This window comes from Parapedomonas caeni (assembly GCF_041060555.1).
Classification (GTDB): domain Bacteria; phylum Pseudomonadota; class Alphaproteobacteria; order Sphingomonadales; family Sphingomonadaceae; genus CAUJIW01.
In genome coordinates this window covers 366,463-391,931 of record NZ_JBEUDS010000001.1, presented here as the reverse complement: position 1 = coordinate 391,931, position 25,469 = coordinate 366,463, and the positions used below count along the sequence as shown (strand labels likewise).

Sequence of the window (25,469 nt, the reverse complement as noted above, 5' to 3'; positions counted from 1 at the left end):
GAGTAGCCCCATGACGTTCCGTTCCGAATTCCTCGCCCGCCTGGAAGCCCGCGGCTTCATCCACCAGCTCACCGACGCCCAGGGCCTCGATGACCTGGCCGCGCGTGAGCCGATCCGGGCGTATATCGGCTTCGACTGCACCGCCCCGTCGCTGCATGTCGGCCATCTCACCCAGATCATGATGCTGCGCCACCTGCAGCAGAGCGGCCACAAGCCGGTGGTCATCATGGGCGGCGGCACCACCCGCATCGGCGACCCCTCGGGGCGCGATACCTCGCGGATGCTGCTGTCGGACGCCGACATCGCCGCCAACATGGCGAGCATCAAGGCGGTGTTCGAGCGCTTCCTGACCTTCGGCGACGGCCCGACCGACGCCATCATGATCAACAACGCCGACTGGCTGGACGGGCTGGAATACATCCCCTTCCTGCGCGAGGTCGGCCGCCACTTCTCGATCAACCGGATGCTGACGTTCGATTCCGTCAAGCTGCGGCTGGACCGCGAACAGCCGCTGACCTTCCTCGAATTCAACTACATGATCCTGCAGGCCTATGATTTCATGGAGCTGTACCGCCGCCACGGCGTGCGGCTGCAGATGGGCGGCTCGGACCAGTGGGGCAACATCGTCAACGGCATCGAGCTGACCCGGCGCATCGAGGGCGGCGAGCTGTTCGGCCTGACGACGCCGCTGCTGACCACCGCCGACGGCGCCAAGATGGGCAAGACCGCCGGCGGCGCGGTGTGGCTGAACGAGGATCAGCTGTCGCACTACGACTACTGGCAATTCTGGCGCAACACCCACGACGCCGACGTCGGCCGCTTCCTCAAGCTGTTCACCGACCTGCCGCTGGACGAGATCGCCCGTCTGGAAGCCCTGGGCGGTGCCGAGATCAACGAGGCCAAGAAAGTGCTGGCCAACGCGGTGACGACGCTGGCGCGTGGCGCCGAGGCCGCCGAGGCGGCCGCCGAGACCGCCCGGCGCACCTTCGAGGAGGGCACCGCCGGCACCGATCTGCCGCGGTTGACGGCTTCTGGCGCTCTGCCGTTGGTGGACGCGCTGGTGGGCCTGGGGTTCGCCGCCTCCAAGGGCGAGGCACGCCGACTGATCAAGCAGGGCGGCGCCCGTGTCGACGGCGAGAAGATCGTCGACGAGGCGCATGTGCTGACCATCGGCAACGGCTCGGTGAAAATCTCCGCCGGCAAGAAGCATCACGGCCTGGTCGAGCCGGCCTGAACGGCTGGCCAGGCCGGCGCGGCATGAGCCGACCGCCGGCTTTTCCGTTCGCCGTCAGTCGGTCGCCGGCTCCGAGGCCACCTTCGCCGGCCCGCCGGAGAACAGGTGGCGCAGGAAGCCCGGCGCCAGCCCCGAGGCCGGATTGACGCTGACCTTGGGGTTCAGCGCGTTGCCCTCGATGCGGTAATTGAAGCCGATCACCCCCTCGTGCCGGCCGCCGACCACCAGCCTGCCCACCAGCGGAATTTTGCCCAGCAAGCTGTTGAGCGTGTAGGACGGCACGATCACGCCCTTGAGGTTGGACTGGTGCAATGACTGCTGGAACTGCCCTTCCATGGTGATACCCATGGCCGGCCCGACCGCGCTGGCGTTCTTCAGGGTGATGACGCCGTTGCGCAGGCTGAACGGCACCTTGACCGTCTCGAACACGATTCCCCGCCCCTGCAGGGTGTCGCGCAGCCCGGTCAGCGAGGCAATGGTGAGCAGCTTGGCCAGCCCCGGCGCCTGACTGACACGGAAATCGGTCATGCGGGCATGGCCATCCAGCTCCAGCGTCGCGCCGGTGCCGCGCGCGGTGCCCTGCACTACCAGTCGTCCGTTGGCACCGCTGTTGTAGATGTCGAACGCGCGGGCCAGCCGGCCGGCGTCGGGTGACTCGATGGCGAACTGGCGCGTGGTGCCGAGACTGCGCACGGTGGCGCTGATCCGTTCGGAAGGGCCAAGCTTGGCGGTGAAACTGAGCTGGGAGAGCAGATTGCCGCCGGTCTCGAAGGCGATCTCGGCGCCCTCAAGGGATTCGTCGTTGTACATGCGCACGTCATCAAAGCGCGCGGTGCCCTTCATGTCGGGCCAGCGCGAGCCGGGCCCGGCGGGTGGTGGCCCCGGTCGGGCCGCGGGCGCGAACAGCCGGCCCAGCATCGGCTTGAGATCGAAGGAGTCGCCCCGGACCGTGACCAGCGTCGGCTTGTCGTCGGTATCGATGATGTCGGCGCTGGCGGTGAACTCGCGGGTCTGGATGCGCTTCAGAAACCAGCGGCGCGTCCCGGCGCCGGGGTTCATCTCGCCGCGGCCGGACAGGCTGAATCCGGGCAGCGACACCACCAGGTCATCAATCCGGTAGCGGTCGTTCTGACGGGTGAGCGACAGGCGCGTGGCGCCGGGCTGGCCAATGGCCTTGCTGACGCCGAGGCCCGGCAGCACAATGAGGGCATCCTTGAAGTCGGCCGTGACGCGGCCATCATCAATGGTCTGGCCGCGACCGGCAAGGTCGAGCGACAGGCCGATCGGTCCTTCGATGAGATTGCCGAGATCGACGCCGAGTGCCCGCAAGCGGTTGAGATCGGTGCTGGCGTTGATCTGGTAGCGGCTCGGCCGGGATGCTTTGGCATCAAAGGATTCGCGCCAGCGGATATGCGCCATCTGTGGCCCGATGCGACCGGTCCCCGTGGCGGTCAGGCCATTGCCATCGACCGTTACCACCATATCGCCGTCCTTGAGATCGTGGCCGTCGAGTACGTCGGGCACGCTCAACGCCTTTCCATTGGCGCGGGCGTTGAAGGTGACCTGATCCATCCGGACGTCGACCAGCAGCGGGATCCGGATGCCGCCGCGCAAGGTGAACGCGCCACCAACGTCGGCGGGTTTCAGGCCGAAGGCGCTAATATAGCCCAGCGGCGGGCTGTCCAGCACGTGCAGCAGGTTGCGCACGACGCCGCGCCCCGCGAGGTCAATGGTTGCCGCCTCGCCATCGCGCCCGAGATTGACCAGCCGCACCTGCGATCCCTTGACGTCGAGGCCATTGATCCGGCCCTTGTCGATGGTGAAGCGCAGGGTGCTGCCTTCGAGCACCGCGTGTCCGGCGCCATCCAGCACTGGCGGCATGGGCCGACGATAATGAACCGTAAGCCCCTGATAATCAAAGTCCAGTTGCACGGCTTCCTGCCCAGCGGCGTCCCGGCTGTAGCCGAGGCGCGCCGTGTTGACGCGTCCGTCGGCGACGTTGGCGATCACCCACTGGCGCCCGCCCTCGGCGACCCCCGCGGGCCACAGCCTGTGCAGGTCGGCTACCCTCACCTCGGACAGCGCGGCCTGGATGGCGCTGCCTTCGGCCGCGTGCCACCGGGCGGTTGCCGCCAGCCGGACCCCGCCGGAGCGCAATCGCGCCTCGTTCAGATTCAGTGCGCCAGCCTCGCCGTTCCACTGGAACGGCATGGTCCCGTCCAGCGCCACCGGTGTCTGCCATCGCTGGTCGAGCGCCAGCGTGGCGCCGCGCAGCGTCGCCGTACCATCAACCATGATGTCACGATCGCCTTTGACGGTCAGGTCGATGTCGAGGCCGCCGCGCAGGTCGACGCCTTTGAGCGCCGGGGCGGCCGGCCCCAGCAGGGCACTGGGATCCTGCACGCTGACCGTCCCCGCGAGTGTCCAGCGGCCTTGCGGCACTGCCGTGCCGTCGACGCCGACATCCGCCCTGGCGTCGTTCGATCCCAGCAGTCGCGCCTTTCCGCGAATGCGCAGATCGCCGGTATCGTTACTGGCGGCGATGGTCAGTTTGTCCAGCCGCAGCTGGTGGCGCGTCCGCGGGGAACCGCCGTCGAGCCGGAGCGCAAGGTCGCTCAGGGTTACCTCGCGCAGGCCCGTCATCCACGGAAAGCGGGCAGGACCACGCTCGTCCTGACGGGCCAGCAGGCGCTCCAGCGTGTCGGCGGTCCAGCGTGCCCGGGCTGAGGCACCGTGCACGCTGAGGGATTTCAGCACCGCCGTCCGCCCGAAGATCACGCCGTCATTCAGTTCCAGCACGATGCGATCGACGGTGCCGGCGATGTCGTCATGATAGGTAAAACGGGTGTCCGATGCCGTCACCTCGATGCTGTCCCGCCAGGGGATGCGGCGGGCATGAAGCGCGCCCGGCGCGAGCGTCAGGCCGGGAACCACTTCTCGCGCCTGGGCGGTGACGACGCCACGCAGCCAGCCACTGTTGACGTCGACGCGCGAAAACCACCAGAGGCCGCCGCCACCGGCGAGGACCACCAGCAGCAGCGCGCCGGCTGTGGCCAGCGCCCTGCGCCCCAGCCAACTGCGCGCCCGCCAACTGCGCTCTTGCGTCAAATCATCGACCTTTCCGTGGGACTGGGTTAAGCGCTGGAAAAATCAGAGAGCCGACCAGGCGGATACAACGCACCATGACCCAGTCCAACGCATCTGTTCTGTTCCCACTCGTCCTGCCGGACATCAAGCTGACGGAGGCCCTGGCTGGCGACATGCTGGGCGACGAGACGTGCCTGACGCCGGATCAGCTCAAGGCATCGCCGCTGGCACCGGCACTGGCCCACGCCTGGGCGCACTCCTCCTACCTCAAGGGACTGATCCGCGACAACCCGGAACGACTGGCCCTGCTGCTGACCCAGGGGCCGCGTGCGGTCGTCGACCGGGCGCTGGCCGGCGTGCGCGCCCTCGATCTTGACGGCGTCGAACTCGACGACGCCATGGCGGCCCTGCGCCAGGCCAAGGCCGACGTGGCGCTGGCGGCGGCAATCGCCGACATCGGCGGCCAGTGGGCGCTGGAGGACGTGACAGGCGCGCTTTCCGATGTCGCCGCCGTGACAACCGATGCCGCAATCAGACTGGCGGTCCGGGAAACCAGCGGTGTAGCCAGCAGTGACGGCTTCGTGGCACTGGCACTGGGCAAGCTCGGCAGCGGCGAGCTCAACTACTCCTCCGATATCGACCTGATTCTGTTGTTCGACCCGGAGCGGTTGACCTGTCGCAACCGCGATGATGTCGATACCGCCGCCGTCAAGGTGGCCCAGCGGCTGGTGCAGATTCTCACCCTGCGCACCGGTGATGGCTATGTGTTCCGGGTCGACCTGCGCCTGCGCCCGGATCCCGACGTGACTCCGCCGGCGCTGCCGGTGCGCGGCGCGGAGAGCTACTACCAGTCTTCCGCCCTGCCCTGGGAGCGTTCGGCGTTCGTGCGTGCCCGGGCCATCGCCGGCGACATCGCGCTCGGTCAGGCCTTTCTCGACAGCATCCGGCCGTTCATCTGGCGTCGCTCGCTCGACTACACCATCGTGCGCGACATCCGCGACATGTCGCTGCACATCCGCGAGCATTTCGAGCAAAGCGAGATCCGCCTGGAGGGCTACGACGTCAAACGTGGCCGTGGTGGCATTCGCGAAGTCGAGTTTTTCGTCCAGATCCACCAGATGATCCACGGCGGGCGCGACCCCAGCCTGCAATTGCGCCCGACCCTGCAGGCGCTGGCCGCCCTGGTGGCCGCGGGCAAGGTGGCGCCCAGGGACGCCGTTCAACTGGAAGCCGCCTACCGTTTCCAGCGCGCCGTCGAGCACCGGCTGCAGATGGTGGACGATGCCCAGACCCACAGCATCCCGACCAGTGCCGCCGCCGTGCGGCACATCGCCCGGTTCTGCGGCTTCAAGTCGGCGCGTGAGCTGGCGGCGACGATCCGCCGCCACGGCAACGCCGTCGCCAGGCTGTACGACCGCCTGGTCGAGCCGGTGGCGGCACAGACAGCGATGGTGCCTGCCGACCCCGATGCGCTGGCCAGCTGGGCGATGAACGAGGGCCTGCCCGCCAGCGACGCCGTGCCGGCGATCGAGCGCTGGCGCTCCGATCGCTACCGCGCGCTGCGCTCGGAGCGCGCCCGCGATCTGCTGGAGGCGATGCTGCCGGCCATCGCCAGGGCGCTGGCGCGCACCGACGACCCGCGCGCCACCCTGCTGCGCTTCGACGACTTTCTGTCCGGCCTGCCCAGCGGGGTGCAGATCCTGTCGCTGTTCCAGACCAACCCGCGCCTGCTCGACCTGGTCGCCCGCCTGCTCAGTGTCGCGCCCCCGGTGGCTGACGCGCTGCGCCGGTCGCCGGAGCTGCTCGACGTGGTGCTGGTCCCGGACCAGCAGGCGGTGTTCCAGGACCGCGATGCGCTGGAGAGCGCGCTCGCCCGCCGGCTCGGACGGTTTGCGACGCTGGAGGAAAAGCTCGACGAGGCGCGGCGCTGGACCGCCGAGTACCATTTCCTGCTGGCCGTCCAGCTGCTGGACCGCGCCCTGACCCCGGGGGATGCCCGCCGGCTCTACACGCTGATCGCCGACCTGGTGGTGCGGGCGCTGGTGGAGGTGGTCATCGCCGATTTCTCCGCCAAGCACGGCCGGGTGCAGGGCGCCGATCTGGTGGTGCTGGCATTGGGCCGCTACGGCAGCGCCAATCTGACCGCAGGCTCCGACCTCGACCTGGTGTTTCTGTTCACCGGCGGCAATGACGGCCAGTCCGACGGCAAGACGCCGCTGCCGGCGGTGCATTATTTCAACCGGCTGGCCCAGCGCGTGGTGACGGCGGTGTCGGCCCAGACCGCGGGCGGCACGCTCTACGAGGTGGACACCCGCTTGCGCCCGTCCGGCCAGCAGGGGCTGCTGGCGGTGACCATCGACAGCTTCCTCGACTATGAGCGCGATCAGGCCTGGACGTGGGAGCATATGGCCTTGCTGCCGGCCCGCGTGGTGCATGGCCCGCCGGCCGCCGCCGACGCATTGATGGCCGGAATCGAGGCGGTGGTGCGGGCCCGTCGCGACCTGAAGAAGCTCAAGGCCGACGTGTTGGAGATGCGCGCCGAGATGGATGGCCATCTGCCGGCCCGCACGACGTGGGATGTCAAGCGCCGGCCGGGCGGTCTGATCGACCTGGAATTCATGGCGCAGTATCTTGCCTTGCGCGAGGCCGCGGGCGGCAGCTTTCCGGCATTGGCCTCGCCGGCGGCCATCCTCGCCGCGCTCGGTCCGGCGAATGTGCTGCCCGAGACGACGGCACGGACCCTGGTGGAGGCCTATGATCTGCTGTCGGCGCTGCAGACAGTGGTCCGGGTGGCGTTCGCCAGCCCGCCCGAGTCCGCGGAGATTCCGCCGGGCATGCGTTCGATCCTTGCCCGCACCGCCGGAAAAGCTAACTTGCGCGCGGTCGAAACGCTGCTGACCACCACCTGCAATCAGGTTGTCGCCCTCTGGCCGGCGGTCTTCGGTGGCAAGCGGCCCAAGCAGAGCAAGGACAAGTCATGAGCGATCTCGCCATCGGACAACCGGCCCCCGCCTTCACCCTGCCGCTCGACGACGGGCGCACCGTCAGCCTCGCCGATTTCAGGGGGCGGGCGGTGGTGCTCTACTTCTACCCCAAGGACGACACGCCGGGCTGCACCACCGAGGCACGGGACTTTTCCGCCCACCTGGATGCTTTCACGGCGGCCGGCGCGGTCGTCATTGGCGTCTCGAAGGACACCCAGGCCAAGCACAACCGCTTTCGCGCCAAGCACGGCCTGAGCATCCTGCTGGGCACCGACGAGGATGGCCAGGTGCTGGAGGCCTATGGCAGCTGGGTCGAGAAGAGCCTCTATGGCCGCCAGTATATGGGCATCGACCGCTCGACCTTTCTCATTGATGGCGAGGGCGTGCTGCGTCAGGTCTGGCGCAAGGTCAAGGTGGCCGGCCATGCCGAGGCGGTACTGAAGGCCGTGCGGACGCTTTGACCATGCTCGCCACCGCGCCGGCCGCCGACGGCGAGCCGCCCCGCTCCATTGCCGGGGCGGCGGTCAACGTACTGATGACGGCCGGCGCGGCGGACAAGGCCGCCCTCTCCCGCCGACATGCCGCCGCGTGGCGCGCCGGCGCCTTGACAGCGGCGTTCGACGTCCAGCCGCCGGACCGCCCTGCCCGACCGGCGCGCCCCGAACTGCTGCCACCCAACCGGATGCCCAAGCGCGGCAAGGCCGGCTCGGAGGCCGCCCGGTTCGCGCTGCTGCATGCGCTGGCACATATCGAACTCAACGCCATCGATCTCGCCTGGGACATGGTTGCCCGCTTCGGCGACGGGATGCCGCGTGCCTTCGTTGACGACTGGGTCAAGGTAGCCGACGACGAGGCGCTGCATTTCTCGCTGCTGGCCGAACGGCTGGCGGTGCTGGGTGGCGGCTATGGCGATCTGCCCGCCCATGACGGCCTGTGGGACGCCGCGCGCGCCACCCGCGAGACGCTGCTCGGGCGGCTGGCGATCGTGCCCATGGTGCTGGAGGCGCGCGGACTGGATGTGACGCCGCAGACCATCGAGCGCCTGCGCAAGGCCGGCGATGACGAGAGTGCTGCCATCCTGGAGAGAATATACACCGACGAGATCACCCACGTGGCGGCGGGCGTGCGCTGGTTCAATCACCTTTGCGAATCGGCCGATGGCGATTCGCAAGCAATGTTCCATGCTGCAGTGCGGCAATTCTTCCGGGGCGACCTCAAGCCGCCCTTCAATGATTCCGCGCGTTTGCAGGCGGGGATGATGTCGGGTTTTTACCATCCTCTTGCCTAAGTCGGGTTTTCCTGTCTACAACTCCGGCTCCCGTTTCTGAAGCTTAACGGGTGATTAACAAGATGGGGTCACACCGGCGCGCAAGCCGGGCCGCAGTCAAGAACAACAAGGAGCGACCGCTGTGCGAAAACGAGAAGGCCTGCTCCGGGTCTGGCAGGCACGAATTACGCGGTATTTTCCCGAGCATCAGATTTACTTCCGGACCAATGGCAACGTCCGCTTCCTGCGCATTAGCACAGGGGCCCAGATTGTCGGTGCGAGCATCGCCCTGGTGCTGACCTGTTCGTTCCTGACCGCGGGTGCCACCGTCCTTTTCCGGCAGGAGCAGCTGGAGAGCAAGCAGGCCGCCATCGCCCTCAAGGAGCGCGAACTGGCCCAGCTCGCCGGTCATGTGGCCGCCGTGAAGTCCGATGTCAGCGAAGTCGCCCAACGCATCGAGAAGCGACAGCAGTTTCTCAACCAGCTTTTCCTCAATCGTCTTCAGGTCTCCGCGCGGACGGCCAAGAGGCAGAATACGGATCTGGCCTCGGCGGCTCCGGCGCCGGATGAGACGGCCGCGCTGAACCCGGCCGCGCTGGAGGAGATGCAGCTGTATCGCGGACTGGAGTCGCGTCAGCTCGCCTTTGTCGAAACGGCGACCGACGCCGCCGATGCCCGCTTTCGCGAAACCGAGGCCGTGTTGCGCCGCCTGGGCCTCAATTCTTCGCGGCTGATCGGCCAGTCCCGCGCGGTTGGCGGCCCCTATGTCGAGGCCAGTTTCAAGCAGGGTGCGTTCGCGGGCCTCGGCACACAGTTCAAGGATCTGTTCATCGCGTGGAACCGACTGGATTTGCTGGAGAAGGCGTCGCTGTCGATTCCATCCCTGCATCCGGTCCAGCGCTTCACCTACAGCAGCGGCTTTGGCGTGCGCTACGACCCGTTCAATGGCTCCGCCGCCATGCACACCGGCGTCGACCTGACCGGCAGCCACGGTGCCCCGATCCGCGCCACGGCCGACGGTGTCGTCACCAGGGCAGCCTACTGGGGCGCCTATGGCAAGGTGGTGGAGGTCGACCACGGGCGTGGCCTGGTCACCCGCTATGGCCACATGTCGAAAATCAATGTGCGCACCGGCGAGCGCGTGAAGCGCGGCCAGGTGGTCGGCGCCATGGGCAACACCGGCCGCTCGACCGGCACCCATCTGCATTACGAGGTGCGGGTCGATGGCCGCGCGGTCAATCCCAAGCCGTTCCTGGAGGCTTCCGCCGATGTTCTTGAAATCCAGAAGCGCGCCATCGAGCAAGCGCGGCAGCCGGTCGGGCGCGGCTGACGCTGTCAGCCTGTCGATCATTGCCGCCGATGTCCGCATTCGTGGGGATGTCACCGCCGAGGGTGAACTGCATCTCGATGGCGCCATCGACGGCGACGTTCGCTGTCATGGTATCATTCAGGGCGAGACCGGCCGCATCGCCGGCTCGCTGACCGCCGATTCCGTGGTGCTGCGAGGACGTGTCGAGGGCAGTATCACTGCCCGCACCGTCACCCTGGAGCGCACGGCCCAGGTGCTGGGCGACATCACCCATGAATCCATCAGCATTGAGGCAGGCGCTCACGTTGACGGTCGCTTCACACCCCGGCCCCAACCGGCGGCGGCGCTGACGACCTCGGGGACGACCGCGGGGACGACCGCGGGGACGACCACAGGCGGGGCCGATGTGGCGCCCGCCACGGCATTGCGGGCGATTGCCAGCAACTGATTGAATTATGACCGCGCCAGTCCTAACTGTGTCAGGCAGCAGACTGGAGATGTGGACGATGGATCAGCCTCAGGTAGCCTTGTCAGCCGCGGCGGCGGCCCGGGTGGCGACGCTGGTCGCCAAACAGGGCAAGCCTGGCCTCAAGCTGCGCCTGTCGGTGGATGGTGGCGGTTGTTCCGGGTTCCAGTACCGGTTCGGGTTCGACGAAACAGCGCAGCCCGACGACCTGGTGGTCAGTCGCGACGGCGTTTCCATGGTGGTGGATGCCGTCAGTCTGCCGTTCCTTGAAGGCGCCGTCGTCGACTATGTGGAGTCGCTCGGCGGTTCGTCGTTCCAGGTGATCAATCCCAACGCCCAGTCGTCGTGCGGCTGCGGCTCCTCCTTCTCCATCTGACCTCTGGCGGGTCCGACGAGGCTTTCGCGTGCGCATCGCCACCTTCAACGTCGCCGGCATTCGCGCCCGTCTGCCGCGCCTGCTGGACTGGCTGGACAGCACCCGGCCCGATGTCGTGTGCCTGCAGGAAATCAAGACCGTCGATGACGGTTTCCCCGCGCTGGAGATCGAGAGCCGCGGCTACCACTGCGCCGTTCATGGCCAGAAGGGCTTCAACGGTGTCGCCATCCTGAGCCAGCGGCCGCTGGCCGACGTCCGCACCGGTCTGCCGGGCGACGATGGCGACGAGCAGGCCCGCTTCATCGAGGCGACCGTGGCGGGCGTCCGCATCGCCGGGCTTTACCTGCCCAACGGCAACCCGGTGCCCGGTCCCAAGTTCGACTACAAACTGGCATGGATGGACCGTCTGATCGCCCATGCCCGGCACGCGCTGGATAGCGAGCAGCCCTATGTGCTGGCCGGCGACTTCAATGTCTGCCCCGCCGACGAGGATGTCTGGGACCCCCGGCGCATGGCCGACGACGCCTTGTGCCAGCCTGAATCGCGCCAGCGGTTCCGCCGCCTGCTCGGCCTCGGCTTCACCGATGCCATCCGGGCCGTACAGCCGACCGGACGCGCCTATACGTTCTGGGACTATCAGGGTGGCGCCTGGGCCAAGGACTGGGGTCTGCGCATTGATCACCTGCTGCTGTCACCACCGGCCGCCGACCGGCTGGAGGCCGCAGGGATCGACCGCACCACCCGCGCGCTGGAGAAGGCGTCGGATCACGTGCCGGCCTGGTGCGTCCTGCGCGAGCCGTGAGCGTCACCCTGACGTTCATTCGCATTACGCAACGCTAACAGTAATTATCCGAAACAATATTCATTGCGATGCCGTATTACTTTGGCGTCGGAAAATATTACTCCGTTTCATGTGTATCATGATTATTTTCGATAAAAACACATATATTTCAATATATTAAAATGATGGCACGGTTGTTGCTCCTTGAAATTACGGGTCCAATCCAATTTCCGACCCGAAGTAGTCAGGGCCACAAGGAGACTAAAAGTGTTCAGTCGAAAATTCATGATGGGCATCGCTACAGCCGCGATGACTTTGGCGATTCCTTCCGTCGCGTCGGCGGCGTTCATCCAGTTCTGGGATTTCGACGTCACCAGCAACTGGGACAATGTCGTCCCCGGTTCCATCGTGCCGACCCTCGACGGCGACGACAGCGTCATCTCCTGGGGTACGTCGTCCAATGGCGGCGAGCAGAGCAGTCTGCGTGTCACCAACAACGTGCTGGGCACGATCGAGGTCAACGACGGCGCGGCGCCGGCGGTGATGATCACCCACAACAATTTCACCATCAGCGGCGCGTCCCTCACCTCGACCGACCTGCTGACGCAGATCACGCTTACCCCCGGTGGTGGCGGGGCCTCGGAGTTCTTCAGCCAGACCTTCAACATCGAGTTCACCGAAACGCCCAACAGCGGCAGCTGCCAGGAAGGATCGGTTTCGGTGTGCGACGACATTTTCGCGCTGCTGAATCCCAACGCCCTCAGCGTGTCGTTCTCCCGCGATGGCTATCTCTATACCGCCCAACTGGTGGTGCTGGGTCTGTCCGGCGGCACGCTGCACAACGCGGATGTCAATGAGGACGGCAATGTCGATCTCGTCTTCTTCACCGAGGAGGGTCAGAGCGCGATGCTGAGCACCGGCATCATCATGACCGCGCGCGCCATCCCCGAGCCGGCCGCTCTTGGTCTGGCGGGCGTCGGACTGATGGGTGTCGGGCTGGCCGCCCGTCGCCGGCGACGCTGACCTCTCTGCCCCGCTAGCTGCAATGGGCGTCTCCCACCCCGGTGGGAGGCGCCTTTCACGTTGCCCGTCGGCTGAACGCGCCCCGGAGCGACCGGCTGGGCGGCTGGCGGGTGGCTTTGCAGGCGTTCGGGGGTCAGGAGGTCAGCGCGGCTTCCATCGCCGGCTCGTAGGCCAGCGCCCGGTCGCGCCCGCGATGCTTGGCCTCGTACAGCGCCGCGTCGGCGCAATGGGCGAGCTGCTCCAGCGTACGGCCGTTGAGCGGCGCCATTGCCAGCCCCGCCGAGATGGTGGGAAAGTCGATGACCAGTTCGTTGACCGTCTCGTGGATGCTGCCGATGCGCCGGCGCAGATCGTCCAGCTTGGCCAGCGCGTCCGCCTGGGTGGTGCCCGGCATCACCAGCATGAATTCCTCGCCGCCGAAACGGCAGACCATGTCGCTCTGCCGGCAGCTGGCCTGCAATACCTGCGCCACGCGCGACAGCACCAGATCACCCACGGCGTGCCCATAGGTGTCGTTGAAATGCTTGAAGTGGTCGAGGTCGAGCAGCGCCACCGCCAGCGGCTGCCCCGTGCGCTCGACGTCCGCCAGATCGCGGTTGATCGTCTCGTTGAGATAGCGACGATTGTACAGCCCCGTCAGCGGGTCATGCAGCGCCTGCTCCTGCAGACCCTCCCGCAGCTTGATGGATGACAGCGCCATCTCGATCATGTGGTGCATGGTGGTGATCAGAGCCGACGCCCGGTCGCTGTCTTCCGGTGACGGCAGCCCCGTGAGGTGCCAGATGCCCTTCGACTGCTGCATCCGAACCGGCACGCACAGCGTCTCGCCAGCCCCATCGAGCAGGCAGGACGGACAGCTGGCTGCCTGTAGGGGGACGCCGCGGGCAAGCGCCTGGCAATCGGCGAGCGTCGAGGCGCCGGAGCAGGTGATCCCGCCCCAGCGATTGAGCATGGCGAGCGTGCCACTTTCCTGGATGACGGCGATATAGCCCGGATAGGCCGCGAACAACTCCGCCGAGACCTCATTGACGGCCGCATAGACGTCTTCGGACTTACTGGCCGCCAGCAGACTCTGACCGAACACGCGCAACAACCGGCCTTCCAGCTCGTAACGTTGAAGTTGCCGCAATGAACGGGTGAGTTCCGCGTTGCTCGTTTCCAGCTGACGCTCGGCCAGCTTGCGATCGTTGATGTCGCAATAGGTGCCGATCACCCGTACCGGCATGCCGGCATCGTCGCGTTCGATCACGGCACCGGCGCTTTCGACCCACAACCAGTCGCCGGTGGTCAGCCGCACACGATATTCCAGGCGGTATTCGTCGATCGTGCCGGCAACGTGGCCGCGATAGACCGTGACCGCCGCCTGGCGGTCTTCCGGATGCAGCCGGGTCCAGAAGCGGCGCAACGGAATACTGTTGGTGTCGGTGAGCAGGTTGGGAATGCTGTTGAGTTCCACCACCATGGTCAGCGTGTGCGTGCGCAGTTCCACCTCGTACAGCCCGCGCCGCGAGGCCGACAGGGCGCTGAACAGGCGCAGCTGACTGTTGGCCAGCGCCCGCTGGGTCGCCACCCGCTCGCTGAGGTCGATGAAGGTCGCCAGCATCTGGCCGGTGGCGGGAATCATGATACCCGTCATCGCCACCGGCTTCATCGTGCCGTCCAGACAACGCAGCATGATGTCGGCCGGCGTCACCTCCACCGGCACGTCGAGCCCGGCGGCCCGCTCGGGCGACCACATCTGCTTGAGGCGTCGGATGTTCGCGTCGCCACTGACGAAACGCTCCAGCCACGCCGGCACCGTCATCGGCCCGGGATCGCCGCCGATCAGGTCGTGAAAACGCTGGTTGCCGTATAGAATCCGGCCGCTGCGGAGGTCCGCGTAGGAGACGCCCATGGGCATGAGATCGACAGCAATCTTCAGCTGATCGAACGCCGCCTGAAGATCGGAGACGTGAGGGTCGGACAGCGAGTCACGCGGATACACTTTTGCCATACCTTTATCCTGTCGGATAAAGGTTGACAGACCGTAACGAGGCGCTCGCGCTGCACGGTGCGGACGCCGGCGGGCGCCCGCCGCGTTTCGTAGCGCGGCCAGAGCCTAAATGTCGGCGTAGACGTGGGTTTCCGCCTTGGCGCCAGGATGGGTGACAGCGCCGGTGCGGGCCGGGCCGACATTCCGGGCATAGCGCCACAGCGCGCCGGACTGATAGTCGGTCTGCCGCGGCGCCCAGGCGGTGCGGCGGATTTCCATTTCCTCCGCGCTGACGTCGACGTCGATGGTGCCGGCCTCGGCGTCGATGGTGATGATGTCACCATCCTTCACCAGCGCGATCGGGCCGCCCTCGGCCGCTTCCGGCCCGACGTGGCCGACACAGAAACCGCGGGTGGCGCCCGAGAAGCGGCCATCGGTGATCAGCGCCACCTTCTCGCCCATGCCCTGGCCGTAGAGCGCCGCCGTGGTCGACAGCATCTCGCGCATGCCGGGGCCACCCTTGGGGCCCTCGTAGCGGATCACCAGCACCTCGCCTTCGTTGAACTTGCGGGCCTCGACCGCCGCGAAGGCGTCCTCCTCGCAGTCGAACACGCGCGCGGGACCGGAGAACTTGAGGTTCTTCATGCCGGCGACCTTGACGATGGCGCCATCGGGCGCCAGCGAGCCGCGCAGACCGACGACACCGCCGGTCGGCGTGATCGGCGCCTTGGCGTCGTAGATCACCTTCTGGTCGGGGTTCCAGGTGACTTCCTCGATATTCTCGCCCAGCGTCTTGCCGGTGACGGTCATGCAGTCGAGGTGGAGCAGGCCGGTGGCTGCCAGGCTCTTCATCAGCATGTAGATGCCGCCGGCGTCATACATGTCCTTGGCGACATATTTGCCGCCTGGCTTGAGGTCGGCCATGTACGGCGTGGTCTTGAAGATTTCGGCGACGTCGAACAGGTCGAAGTCGATGCCGCACTCGTTGGCCATCGCCGGCAGGTGCAGCGCGCCATTGGTCGAGCCACCGGTGGCGGCGACGATACGGGCAGCGTTCTCGAAGGCTTCCCGGGTGCAGATGTCGCGCGGGCGGATGTTCTTCTCCAGCAGGGTCATCACCTGGCGGCCGGCGGCCACGGCGATCTCCTGGCGGCTCTTGTAGGGCGCCGGCGCCATGTTGCTGTTGGGCAGCGACAGGCCGATCGCCTCGCCGACGCAGGCCATGGTGTTGGCGGTGTACTGGCCGCCACAGGCGCCATGGCCCGGACAGGCGACCTTCTCCAGCGCCGTCACTTCCGACAGCGGACAGGCGCCGGCGGCGAATTTGCCGACCACCTCGAACACGTCGACGACGGTGACGTCGCGGTCGTGGAAGCGGCCGGGCAGGATCGAACCGCCATAGACGAAGATCGACGGCACATTGAGGCGCAGCATCGACATCATCATGCCCGGCAGGCTCTTGTCGCAGCCGGCGAAGCCGACCAGCGCGTCGTAGCAGTGGCCGCGCACCGACAGCTCGACGGAATCGGCGATCACCTCGCGGCTGATCAGCGACGACTTCATGCCCTGGTGGCCCATGGCGATGCCGTCGGTGACGGTGATGGTGTTGAAGCGGAACGGCGTGCCGCCGGCCGCCAGCACGCCCTCGCGCGCCCAGTCGGCCTGCTGATCCAGCGTGGTGTTGCAGGGCGCGGAATCATTGCCCGCCGAGGCCAGCGCCACGAACGGCTTGGCGATATCCTCTTCCTTCCAGCCCATGGCGTAATAGTAGCTGCGGTGCGGCGCCCGCTCCGGACCCACGGAAACGTGGCGGCTGGGCAGCTTGGACTTGTCGATGGCCATGACTTTTCTCCTCGGACACGCAGCAAGGTACGCCGGCGTCTGTTAACTGCTCCACGCAATAAACGAAAGCTGTTTCAGGCCGGCTGCGACAGAAAATGATGCAGCATCGCCCCCAGACGCGCCGCCCATTGCGCGATGCCGCCTTCATCCGCGAGCAAATCCTGACGGATCTCCAGGCTGATGTAGGGCAGACCGCGCGCCTCGGCATGGCGGTTCATGGTGGCGTTGAGCACGGTGCCGGCATAGGGCTCATTGTCGCCCACCACCAGCTCGGGATGATAGTCGCGCAGCCAGGCGATCGCCCGGCGCGCCAGCCGGTCGTCCCGGTTGTAGAGAATACCGACATGCCACGGGCGCTGGTGCCCGTTCATCGCCGGCGTGAAACTGTGCACGGCCACCAGCAGCGGGCGGACGCCCTGCTTCAGCAACGCATCAACTTCCCCCTCTATCGCCTTGTGGTAGGGGTGAAAATAGAGCGCGATCCGTCGCGCCCTCTCGGCCTCGCCCAGCCCCTGGTTGGCCGGAATGACGGTGCCGTCGCTGGTCTCGGGCACCAGACCCGGATGGTCGGCATCGCGGTTCTTGTCGATCACCAGCCGCGACACGCGGGAAAGCACCGCCACGCCGCCGACGGTGGCCACCAGCGCCCGCGTCAGGGCATCGGTGCCGATGTCCCAGGCGATGTGGCGCGCCATGTCGGCGGCCGGCACGCCGAGGTCGCCGAGCGCCGCCGGCACCCGGTTGGAGGCATGGTCGGCGACGAACAGCACCGCCGCCGGCGCACCGCGAAGAACTTCAAAGGGCATGACCGTGCCGATGCCCTCCCCCTCAGCCCAGCGCGTTGAGCGCCGCGTCGAGCCGGTCGGCCTGGGCGGTGAGTTCGGCGAGCTTCTCGCGCGCGTCCTCCACCACTTCCGGCTTGGCCTTCTCGATGAACTGGGCGTTGCCGAGCCGGCCGGCGATGCCGGCGGCCTCCTTGCGGGCTTTCTCCGCGCTCTTGGCCAGCCGCGCCTTCTCCGCCGCAAGGTCGATCAGGTCGGCGACCGGCAGCACGAACGTCGCCTCGTCCACCACCACCTGGATCGCGCCCTGGGTATCGACCGGCGCCGTCGACACGCCGGACAGCCGGGCCAGCCGCAACAGCGCCGCCTGATGGCGTTCCAGTCGCGCGGCGGTCTCGGCCGAAGCGCCGGCCACGTGGGCGCCGATCTGGGCCGACGGCGGCACGTTGAGCTCGGTGCGGGCCGAGCGGATGGCGGAGATCAGCCGCACCAGCCAGTCGACCTCGGCGACGGCGGTCGCGTCCACCACGTCGGCCGGCACCACCGGCCAGCGGGCGGTGATGAGATCGCTCGTCCGGTCCGCCAGCGCGTGCCACAGCTCCTCGGTGAGGAACGGCATGACCGGGTGGAGCAGCACCAGGATCTGGTCGATCACCCAGCCGGCGACCGCCTGGGTCTCGGCCTTGGCCGGCCCGTCCTCGCCCTGCAGCGCGGGCTTGGACAGCTCGACGTACCAGTCGCAGAAGCTGTTCCACACGAAGCCGTAGAGGGTGTTGGCGATGTCGTCGAAGCGGTAGGCGGCATAGGCTGCCTCCACCTTGGCGACGGTCGCCGCCACCTCGCCGATGATCCAGCGGTTGACGGTCTGGTGGGCTGCCGGCGGCGTGGCCGAGGCCGAGCCGCTGACGCCGTTCATCTGGCAGAAGCGGGCGGCGTTCCACAGCTTGGTGCCGAAGTTGCGGTAGCCCTGGATGCGGGCCTCCGACAGCTTGATGTCGCGGCCCTGGCTTTCCATGGCGCACATGAAGAAGCGCAGCGCGTCGGCGCCGTATTTGTCGATCAGCGTCAGCGGATCGATGACGTTGCCCTTCGACTTCGACATCTTCTGCCCCTTCTCGTCGCGGACGAGACCGTGGCAGTAGACGGTGTGGAACGGCTCCACCCCCATGAAGTGGATGCCCTGCATCATCATCCGGGCGACCCAGAAGAAGATGATGTCGAAGCCGGTGATCAGCACCGAGTTCGGGTAGTGGCGGGCGAGAATCTGGTTGTCCTCCGGCCAGCCCAGCGTGCCGAACGGCCACAGGGCGGACGAGAACCAGGTGTCGAGCACGTCCTCGTCGCGGCGCAGGGCGATGCCCGCGCCCGCCTGGGCCTGGGCCTCCTCGGCCGTCTCGGCGACGTAGACGTTGCCGGCGTCGTCGTACCAGGCCGGAATCTGGTGGCCCCACCACAGCTGGCGGGAGACGCACCACGGCTCGATGTTCTCCATCCAGTTATAATAGGTCTTGGACCAGGTCTCCGGCACGAACTGGGTGCGGCCCTCGCGCACGGCGGCGATCGCCGGTTCGGCCAGCGTCTTGGCATCGACATACCACTGGTCGGTCAGCCACGGCTCGATGACGACGCCGGAGCGGTCGCCATAGGGCATCTGGATGGTCTTGGGCTCGATCAGCTCGATCAGGCCCAGCGCCTCAAGGTCGGCGACCACCTTCTTGCGCGCCTCGAAACGGTCCAGCCCCACATAGTCGGCCGGGATGCCATCGGCGGCAAGAATGCGCGCGTCCGCGTCCAGAATGTTGATATAGCCGATGTCCTTGTGGCGCTCGTACACCCGCCAGTCGTTGAAGTCGTGCGCCGGGGTGATCTTCACCGCGCCCGACCCCAGCTCCGGATCGGCCCACTCGTCGGCGACGATGGGGATCAGCCGGCCGGTGATCGGATGGCGGATCATCTTGCCGACCAGCGCCTGGTAGCGCGCGTCGTCGGGGTGGACGGCAACCGCCGTGTCGCCCAGCATGGTCTCCGGCCGCGTCGTCGCCACCACGATGTGGCGGGTGGCGTCATCGGCCAGCGGGTAGCGGATGTGGGTGAACGTCCCCTGCACTTCCCGCATTTCGACCTCAAGGTCGGAGATCGCGGTCTTCAGCTTGGGGTCCCAGTTCACCAGGCGCTTGGCGCGATAGAGCAGCTTCTGGCGGTAGAGCTCGACGAACACCTTGAGCACCGCCTTGGAGAAGCCCTCATCCATGGTGAAGCGCTCGCGGCTCCAGTCGCACGAGGCACCGAGCCGGCGCAGCTGGCCGGTGATGGTGCCGCCGGACTCTTCCTTCCAGGCCCAGACGCGGGCAAGGAACTGCTCGCGGCCCATGTCGGTGCGCTTGAGACCCTCGGCGTCGAGCTGGCGCTCGACCACCATTTGCGTCGCGATGCCGGCATGGTCGACGCCCGGCTGCCACAGCACGTCATAGCCCTTGAGGCGATGGTAGCGCACCAGCACGTCCTGCAGCGTGTTGTTGAGGGCGTGCCCCATGTGCAGGCTGCCCGTCACGTTGGGCGGCGGGATGACGATGGTGAACACGTCGTCGCCCTTGCCGGTGGGGCGGAACGCGCCCGACTGTTCCCAGTGGGCGTACCATTTGGCCTCGATAGCCGACGGTTCGTAGGTCTTTTCAAGCATGTGCAATCCTCTCAGGGTCGCTCCTGTGCCAGACTTCGCGCGCGCGGAAAAGGCCGGACGTCACGCCGGGCACCCCGTCGGCTACTTCTGGAAGATCAGCACGGCGGCGACGATGATGAGACCGAAGCCCACCGCCTGCTTCGCCGTCACCGGCTCGCCGAGCCAGACCCAGGAGAACACCGCGAACACGCCCAAGGTGATGATCTCCTGCAACCCCTTGAGCTGCGGCGCGGTCAGCACCCCGTGGCCGATGCGGTTGGCTGGCACCTGCAGGCAATATTCGAAGAAAGCGATGCCCCACGACACCAGGATCACCAGCCACAAGGCGCTGTGCTTGAACTTGAGGTGGCCATACCAGGCGATGGTCATGAAGATGTTGGAGGCCAGCAGCAGGCCAGCGGTGGCCCAGACGGCGGATGGCATGGGGAACCTCTCGCGGAGACGGGTCGGCAGCGCCCGTGCCCGATTTCAAGCGCCTCGCGATAGCCTTGGCAAGCGCCGTCTGAGCGGCTGGCTCCGCCCGGGTGGCGGCGTGCCGCGCCCGGGCGGATCAGGTGAGGCTAACGGGTCCAGCGGTTGAGCCAGGCCAGCACTTCCTCGTACCACTGGATTGAGTTGGCGGGCTTCAGGATCCAGTGGTTCTCGTCGGGGTAGACCAGCAGCCGGCTCGGGATGTCGCGCCGCTGCAATGCCGTGAAGGTGGCGATGCCCTCCTCGAACGGCACCCGGAAGTCCTGCTGGCCGTGGATGACCAGCGTCGGCGTTTTCCAGCGGTCGACGAAGTGGACCGGGTTGTGCTTCTCGTAGTTGGCGGGGACTTCGTAATAGGCGCCGCCATGCTCCCATTCATTGAACCACAGCTCCTCGGTGGCATAGGCCATGTGGCGGGCGTCCAGAATGCCGGCGTGGTTGACGAGACAGCGGAAGCCGTCGGGCCACTGGCCGGCGATCCAGTTCATCATGTAGCCACCGTAGGAACCACCCAGCGCGCAGGCCCGATCGCCATCGATCCAGTCATGCCTGGCGAGCGCCGCCGCCAGCCCCTTGCGCAGGTCTTCCAGTGGCTTGCCGCCCCAGTCCTGGGTGATGGAATCGGTGAACGCCTGGCCGTAGCCAACCGAACCGTGGAAATCGACGAACAGCACCGCGTAGCCGGCCCCGGCCAGCACCTGGGCGTTCCAGCGGTAGTGCCACTGGTTCGACAGGGTGGACTGCGGCCCGCCATGGACGACGAAGGCCAGCGGATAGCGCTTGCCGGCCTCGAAACCCGCCGGCTTGACCAGGAAGGCATGCACCGGCTCATCGTTCCAGCCCTTGAAGGTGAAGGTCTCGGCGCGGCCCAGCGCCCGCCCGGCAAGCAGTGCGGCGTTGACCGCCGTCAGCGGCCGGGTCCTGCCGCCTTCCAGCACATGGAGGTCGGCCGGCGCGTCCAGGCCGTGGCGGACGTAGACCACACGTTTGCCGGCCTCGGTGAAGCCGTCGATGCTGCCGCCACTCACCAGCACGGCGACACGGCCGGTGGCGGCCTCGACGCGCACCAGCGGCACATTGCCCTCGTCATTGGTGGTCGCCAGCAGCGACTTGCCGTCGGCGGCCCACTCGAAACTGTTGACCGACCGGTCCCAGCCCTTGGTCAGCGCCCGGGTCCGGCCCGACTTCAGGTCGCGCAGCATCAGCACCAGCCGGTCGGCCTCGAAACCGGGGCGCGCCATGGCGACCCAGGCCAGCGTCCGCCCGTCCGGCGACACCCGTGGCAGACTGTCGGTGGCGTCGTTGGCGTCGGTCAGATTGACCGCCGGCGCCGAGCCATCGGCGGGAGCCGCGAAAATGTCGAGGTTGGTCGACAGCGCCTCGATGCGGCCCGCTTCGCGCAGCGCGAAGTACAACGTGCGGCCATCGGGCGAGAAGCTGATCTCCTCGGCCCCGCCATGGGGCTTCGACGGCGTGTCGCCCACCAGTTTGCCGGCGATGTCGGCGACGGCGCCCGTCACCTTGCCGTCGGCACCCAGCGCCGCGGTGAACAGGCGAGACCGGGTGCCATCCGCCCAGCTATCCCAGTGACGCACGAACAGCTGGTCGTGCGCGTGCCCGCTCGTCTTGGCCGCCGCGCGCGCGTCCAGCCGGGCCTTGGTGCAGGCGAGGTCGGCGCCGCAGTCGGGGAAGGCATCGGCCCAGAAGGCCAGCCGGTCGCCGGCGGGCGACAGATGGAAGCCGCCCAGCGCCAGCGGCAGGTCGGTGACCTGGGTCAGCCCCTGCCCGTCGGCGCCGACGCGCCAGACCTGGGCTGAACCGCTGCGCCCCGAGAGGAAATAGACCCAGCGACCGTCAGCGCTCCACTGCGGCTGGCTGTCGTTGGCGGGATCGGCGGCCAGTCGACGCGGCGACGCGGTGCGCGCGCCAAGGTCGAGCACGAACAGGTCGGTGCGGCCCTTGTTCGCCGCGATGTCGGTTTCCCGCTGGACGAACACCAGGGTGCGCCCGTCGGGCGATGCCTGCGGGTCGCTGACCCGGTTGAGCACGTTGAGGTCGGTCGGGCTCAGCCCCGGCAGGGCCATGGCGGGCATGGCCGCCAGCAGCGCCGAGAGCGCCATCACGATCAGTCCGACAATCCGCCGCCAAACAATAATCATGCGCAACATCTCCCCGCGCGACTCACTTCGACGGGGACCATATCGCGACGATGGCGTGTAGGACAGCGCCGCGGCGGATTCAGGCTAATATTATGTCGCGAATGTTACTTGGCGCGGCCGGAGATGCGGGCGATCTCGCGGGAGACCATCTGTTCGACCATGTCGGGCAGATGCGCGTCCAGCCATTCCTTCAGCATCGGGCGCAGCATCTCGCGCACCAGACCGTCGAGTGTGTTCTCGGCGCCCGGATAGCTGCGCACCAGCAGGCCCGACAGCGACGACAGCGACTGCGAGGCAACCTCGACCGTCGATTCCGACACCAGCGCCTCCTCGGGCGCCCGGCTGACCGGCGTCGCGCGCGGTGGCGCCACTGGCGCGGCCGGTGGTGTCAGCGAGTCGGTGAGTTCAAGTACGTCGTTGCTCTCCTCGTCGAAGAACACCGAATCCTCGTCGTCCTCCAGCGCGGCGGCCTGGGCCTCGATGTCCTCGGGCGTCTCTTCCTCGATCGCCGGTGCCGGCGCCGCGGCCTCGGCGCCGGCCTCGCCTTCCTCGGAGATGATGCGCCGGATGGAAGCGAGGATCTCCTCCATCGTCGGCTCTTTCGATTCGGCCGTGCTCACGGTCGTCTCTCCCTTTTCATCCCTCCGGCGTGGTTGCCGACGTCAGTGGCGGTTTCAGTTCTGCCCTTCCCAACCGAATAACCGCCATTTGCTCTTCTTATAGTGCTCGGCCGGATCGTAAATGTCGACCGACAACGCGAGTTCGCGCGCGCCCAGCCGGCCGATCGCGCCCAGCAGGGCATAGGCGGCCACCACCTCGTTGCGCTCCGCCGTCACCAGCTCGGAGCGGGCGACCAGCAACTCCTGTTCGGCGTTGAGCACTTCCAGAATGGTGCGCGAGCCGACTTCCTGTTCCTGCTTGACGCCTTCCAGCGCGATCTCGTTGGCCGTCACCGCCGAGCGGGCCGACGTGATGGTCGAGCGGGCGGTGCGCAGGCCCTCCCAGGCATTGCGAACACCCTCGACCACCTGGCGTTCGGCCGAGGCGATCTCCAGCATCCGCTGGCTGCGGACCTGCTGGGCACGGCGTACCGACGCATATTCGGCGCCGGCCTGGTAGAGCGGCACGGTCAGGGTCAGCCCTACCGTCGAGGTCACCCGGTCATCGTCGATGGTGGTGACGGCGGCGGTGGTGTCGTTCTTGCGGTAGGACAGGCCAAGATTGGCGGACAACGAGGGGAGTACGGCGCCCTTGGCGACCGCGACATTATGACCGGCGGCCTGCTCGGTGTAGCGGGCGGCCAGCGCGACCGGGCTTTCCTTCAGCGCGACCTCGATCGCCTCGTCCACGGTTGCCGGCAGGGCCGGCAGCTGCCCCGGCTTGCCAAGCGTGCCGGGTGCCTGGCCAATGACGCGGCGATAGGCCTCGCGGCTGGCGGTCAGGTTGCCTTCGGCGGCAATGCGGGCACTGACAGCCGACGACAGGCGGGCCTCCGACTGGGCGACGTCGGTGCGGGTCAGTTCGCCGACCTCGAAACGGTCCCGGCTGGCCTGGAGCTGCCGCTGCAGCACCTCGACGTTGTTCTGGTTGAGCCGCAGCACTTCCTCGTCGCGCACCACGTCCATGTAGGCCGCAACGGCGTCACGCAGCACCGAGATTTCGCTGAAGCGCAGTGATTCGCGCCCCGCGAGCACGGCGGCATCGGCGGCCTTGACGCTGTTCACGGTCCGCAGGCCGCTGAACAGCGACTGCGACAGCTGGCCGCTTACCGACTTGGTGGTGGCGGCGTCGGTGCCATCATCGACGTCGGTCCGGGTGATCGCGCTGGTGACGCCGATGTCCGGCCGGTAGCCGGAAACCGCCGACGCCACGTCCTCGTCGACCGCCCGCAGGGCCGCTCGCTGGGCGGCGAGGTCGGGATTGCTCGAATAGGCAAGGCCAAGGGCCTCCTCCAGGGTTTCAGCGCCGGCCGTGCCGCCTGTCAGCGCGGCGGCGACCGTCGTCAGGAGGATGAGTCTGCGTATCGTCATGAGGGATCCTTGCACCCGCGCTGATGCGCAGCGCCATTCAACAGATAGATGGTTTCTAGAACGTAAAGGACGCCGGCCGGCCGAAGCCCGGCAGCGGCTGCACCTGAGCGTCCATAAAGGGCATTACGCCAAACCCGGTCCCGGACCTTCGGCCGACCACGCCCCTGCCAACGCCATGATCGTTGATGACCGTGACAAGACGACCATTGCCCGACAGCTGTTCGACGAGCGCGTCGGGAATGAAGTCCACCGCGCCCTCGATGACAATGAGGTCGTAAGGGCCGTCGGCGGCGGCGCCTTGCGTCAGCGCGCCTTCAACCAGCTTGACGTTGCCCAGCGCCGCAAGCTGCTGGCGCGCCGTTGCCGCAAGCGCCGCGTCCTGCTCCAGCGCCACCACCTGACCGGCGACACGCGCCAGGATGGCCGCGCTGTAACCGGTGCCGGCGCCGACAATCAGCACCTTGTCCCGCGGCTGGACCTCTGCCTCGTCCAGCAGCCGGCCGAACACCATCGGCTCCATCAGGAAGCGGCCACCACCGAGTGGCAGATCCTCGTCGATGTAGGCGAAGGCGCGGCGCGTTTCGGGGACAAATGTTTCCCGCGGAATGGCGCGCAGGGCGGCGACCAGGCGTTCATCGGCGACGCGGTTGGTCCGCAACTGACCGGCGACCATGTTGGCCCTGAGCTGTTCGGCTGTCGGCATCGTTCGTTATCCATGCTGCTGAGTCCAAGGGCTTATAGTGCAGTGCGGTGAAGACTGGCAACTGATCCCGCGTCCAACATCGCTGCCTGCGACGTCACGCAACAGGTTGCCATTGTATCAGCCCCCGTTGCACCGGCTGTGGTGACCTGCTAAGAGCCGGCCTCTCGACGCGCACCCAGGGGCCCGATGGCGGAGTGGTGACGCAGCGGACTGCAAATCCGTGCACGCCGGTTCGATTCCGGCTCGGGCCTCCATTTAACCACCTGGTGATCGGCTCAGGGCCGGGGCGGTCGTTCAGCATCA

General features: G+C 67.3%; 19 protein-coding genes and 1 tRNA gene. 10 read left to right on the top strand and 10 right to left on the bottom strand.

The window, feature by feature from the left end; all coding sequences use genetic code 11:
• Nucleotides 1-10: 10 nt before the first annotated feature.
• On the top strand, nucleotides 11-1,234 hold the full coding sequence (gene tyrS / locus ABU113_RS01560; RefSeq protein WP_454557705.1) for a tyrosine--tRNA ligase: 1,224 nt from the start codon (nucleotides 11-13) through the stop codon (nucleotides 1,232-1,234).
• A 54-nt stretch (nucleotides 1,235-1,288) separates the two neighbouring features.
• Here the strand turns inward: tyrS and ABU113_RS01555 are convergent, their stop codons facing one another.
• Nucleotides 1,289-4,342 carry a YhdP family protein gene (locus tag ABU113_RS01555; protein ID WP_454557704.1) on the bottom strand — a complete coding sequence of 1,018 codons (3,054 nt, stop codon included), beginning with the start codon at nucleotides 4,340-4,342 and terminating at the stop codon, nucleotides 1,289-1,291.
• Nucleotides 4,343-4,416: 74 nt separating this feature from the next.
• On the opposite strand from ABU113_RS01555, the gene ABU113_RS01550 reads away from it, so the two are divergent.
• From ABU113_RS01550 to ABU113_RS01515, 8 genes are all read left to right on the top strand, one after another.
• Nucleotides 4,417-7,302, top strand: a complete 2,886-nt coding sequence (locus tag ABU113_RS01550) for a bifunctional [glutamine synthetase] adenylyltransferase/[glutamine synthetase]-adenylyl-L-tyrosine phosphorylase (RefSeq protein WP_454557703.1) — start codon at nucleotides 4,417-4,419, stop codon at nucleotides 7,300-7,302.
• Nucleotides 7,299-7,766 (top strand): thioredoxin-dependent thiol peroxidase, encoded by a 468-nt coding sequence (gene bcp, locus ABU113_RS01545; RefSeq protein ID WP_454557702.1) that lies wholly within the window; start codon nucleotides 7,299-7,301, stop codon nucleotides 7,764-7,766. Before ABU113_RS01550 ends, bcp begins: the two co-directional genes overlap by 4 nt.
• Nucleotides 7,767-7,768: 2 nt before the next feature.
• Complete coding sequence (locus ABU113_RS01540) at nucleotides 7,769-8,593, top strand: ferritin-like domain-containing protein (protein WP_454557727.1); 825 nt, start codon at nucleotides 7,769-7,771, stop codon at nucleotides 8,591-8,593.
• A gap of 121 nt (nucleotides 8,594-8,714) precedes the next feature.
• The gene (locus tag ABU113_RS01535; protein WP_454557701.1) at nucleotides 8,715-9,902 is read left to right on the top strand and encodes a peptidoglycan DD-metalloendopeptidase family protein; all 1,188 of its coding nucleotides are present in this window, start codon (nucleotides 8,715-8,717) and stop codon (nucleotides 9,900-9,902) included.
• The gene (locus ABU113_RS01530; RefSeq protein WP_454557700.1) at nucleotides 9,847-10,329 is read left to right on the top strand and encodes a bactofilin family protein; all 483 of its coding nucleotides are present in this window, start codon (nucleotides 9,847-9,849) and stop codon (nucleotides 10,327-10,329) included. Before ABU113_RS01535 ends, ABU113_RS01530 begins: the two co-directional genes overlap by 56 nt.
• Nucleotides 10,330-10,387: 58 nt before the next feature.
• A complete protein-coding gene (gene erpA, locus ABU113_RS01525) occupies nucleotides 10,388-10,723 on the top strand; it encodes an iron-sulfur cluster insertion protein ErpA (protein ID WP_454557699.1) in 336 nt (111 codons plus the stop codon).
• Between the two features lie 28 nt (nucleotides 10,724-10,751).
• Nucleotides 10,752-11,525, top strand: coding sequence for an exodeoxyribonuclease III (gene xth / locus ABU113_RS01520; RefSeq protein WP_454557698.1), 774 nt, complete (start codon nucleotides 10,752-10,754; stop codon nucleotides 11,523-11,525).
• Nucleotides 11,526-11,789: 264 nt separating this feature from the next.
• Nucleotides 11,790-12,527 carry a THxN family PEP-CTERM protein gene (locus ABU113_RS01515; protein WP_454557697.1) on the top strand — a complete coding sequence of 246 codons (738 nt, stop codon included), beginning with the start codon at nucleotides 11,790-11,792 and terminating at the stop codon, nucleotides 12,525-12,527.
• A gap of 133 nt (nucleotides 12,528-12,660) precedes the next feature.
• On the opposite strand, the gene ABU113_RS01510 is transcribed toward ABU113_RS01515, so the two are convergent.
• From ABU113_RS01510 to ABU113_RS01470, 9 genes are all read right to left on the bottom strand, one after another.
• Nucleotides 12,661-14,520, bottom strand: coding sequence for a diguanylate cyclase (locus ABU113_RS01510; protein ID WP_454557696.1), 1,860 nt, complete (start codon nucleotides 14,518-14,520; stop codon nucleotides 12,661-12,663).
• A gap of 105 nt (nucleotides 14,521-14,625) precedes the next feature.
• Nucleotides 14,626-16,341: a dihydroxy-acid dehydratase gene (gene ilvD / locus ABU113_RS01505; protein WP_454557695.1), complete on the bottom strand. Its 1,716-nt coding sequence runs from the start codon at nucleotides 16,339-16,341 to the stop codon at nucleotides 14,626-14,628.
• Between the two features lie 74 nt (nucleotides 16,342-16,415).
• Nucleotides 16,416-17,147 (bottom strand): N-formylglutamate amidohydrolase, encoded by a 732-nt coding sequence (locus tag ABU113_RS01500; protein ID WP_454557694.1) that lies wholly within the window; start codon nucleotides 17,145-17,147, stop codon nucleotides 16,416-16,418.
• A gap of 22 nt (nucleotides 17,148-17,169) precedes the next feature.
• A complete protein-coding gene (locus ABU113_RS01495; RefSeq protein WP_454557693.1) occupies nucleotides 17,170-19,803 on the bottom strand; it encodes a valine--tRNA ligase in 2,634 nt (877 codons plus the stop codon).
• 81 nt (nucleotides 19,804-19,884) lie between these two features.
• Nucleotides 19,885-20,226: a DMT family protein gene (locus ABU113_RS01490; protein ID WP_454557692.1), complete on the bottom strand. Its 342-nt coding sequence runs from the start codon at nucleotides 20,224-20,226 to the stop codon at nucleotides 19,885-19,887.
• 137 nt (nucleotides 20,227-20,363) lie between these two features.
• Nucleotides 20,364-22,433 (bottom strand): prolyl oligopeptidase family serine peptidase, encoded by a 2,070-nt coding sequence (locus ABU113_RS01485; RefSeq protein WP_454557691.1) that lies wholly within the window; start codon nucleotides 22,431-22,433, stop codon nucleotides 20,364-20,366.
• Nucleotides 22,434-22,537: 104 nt separating this feature from the next.
• Nucleotides 22,538-23,053 carry a DUF2497 domain-containing protein gene (locus ABU113_RS01480; protein ID WP_454557690.1) on the bottom strand — a complete coding sequence of 172 codons (516 nt, stop codon included), beginning with the start codon at nucleotides 23,051-23,053 and terminating at the stop codon, nucleotides 22,538-22,540.
• 54 nt (nucleotides 23,054-23,107) lie between these two features.
• Nucleotides 23,108-24,463 (bottom strand): TolC family outer membrane protein, encoded by a 1,356-nt coding sequence (locus tag ABU113_RS01475; RefSeq protein ID WP_454557689.1) that lies wholly within the window; start codon nucleotides 24,461-24,463, stop codon nucleotides 23,108-23,110.
• Nucleotides 24,464-24,518: 55 nt separating this feature from the next.
• Nucleotides 24,519-25,166: a protein-L-isoaspartate O-methyltransferase family protein gene (locus tag ABU113_RS01470; RefSeq protein WP_454557688.1), complete on the bottom strand. Its 648-nt coding sequence runs from the start codon at nucleotides 25,164-25,166 to the stop codon at nucleotides 24,519-24,521.
• A gap of 180 nt (nucleotides 25,167-25,346) precedes the next feature.
• Here ABU113_RS01470 and ABU113_RS01465 point away from each other — a divergent pair.
• Nucleotides 25,347-25,420 (top strand) — tRNA-Cys (locus tag ABU113_RS01465).
• Nucleotides 25,421-25,469 lie beyond the last annotated feature (49 nt).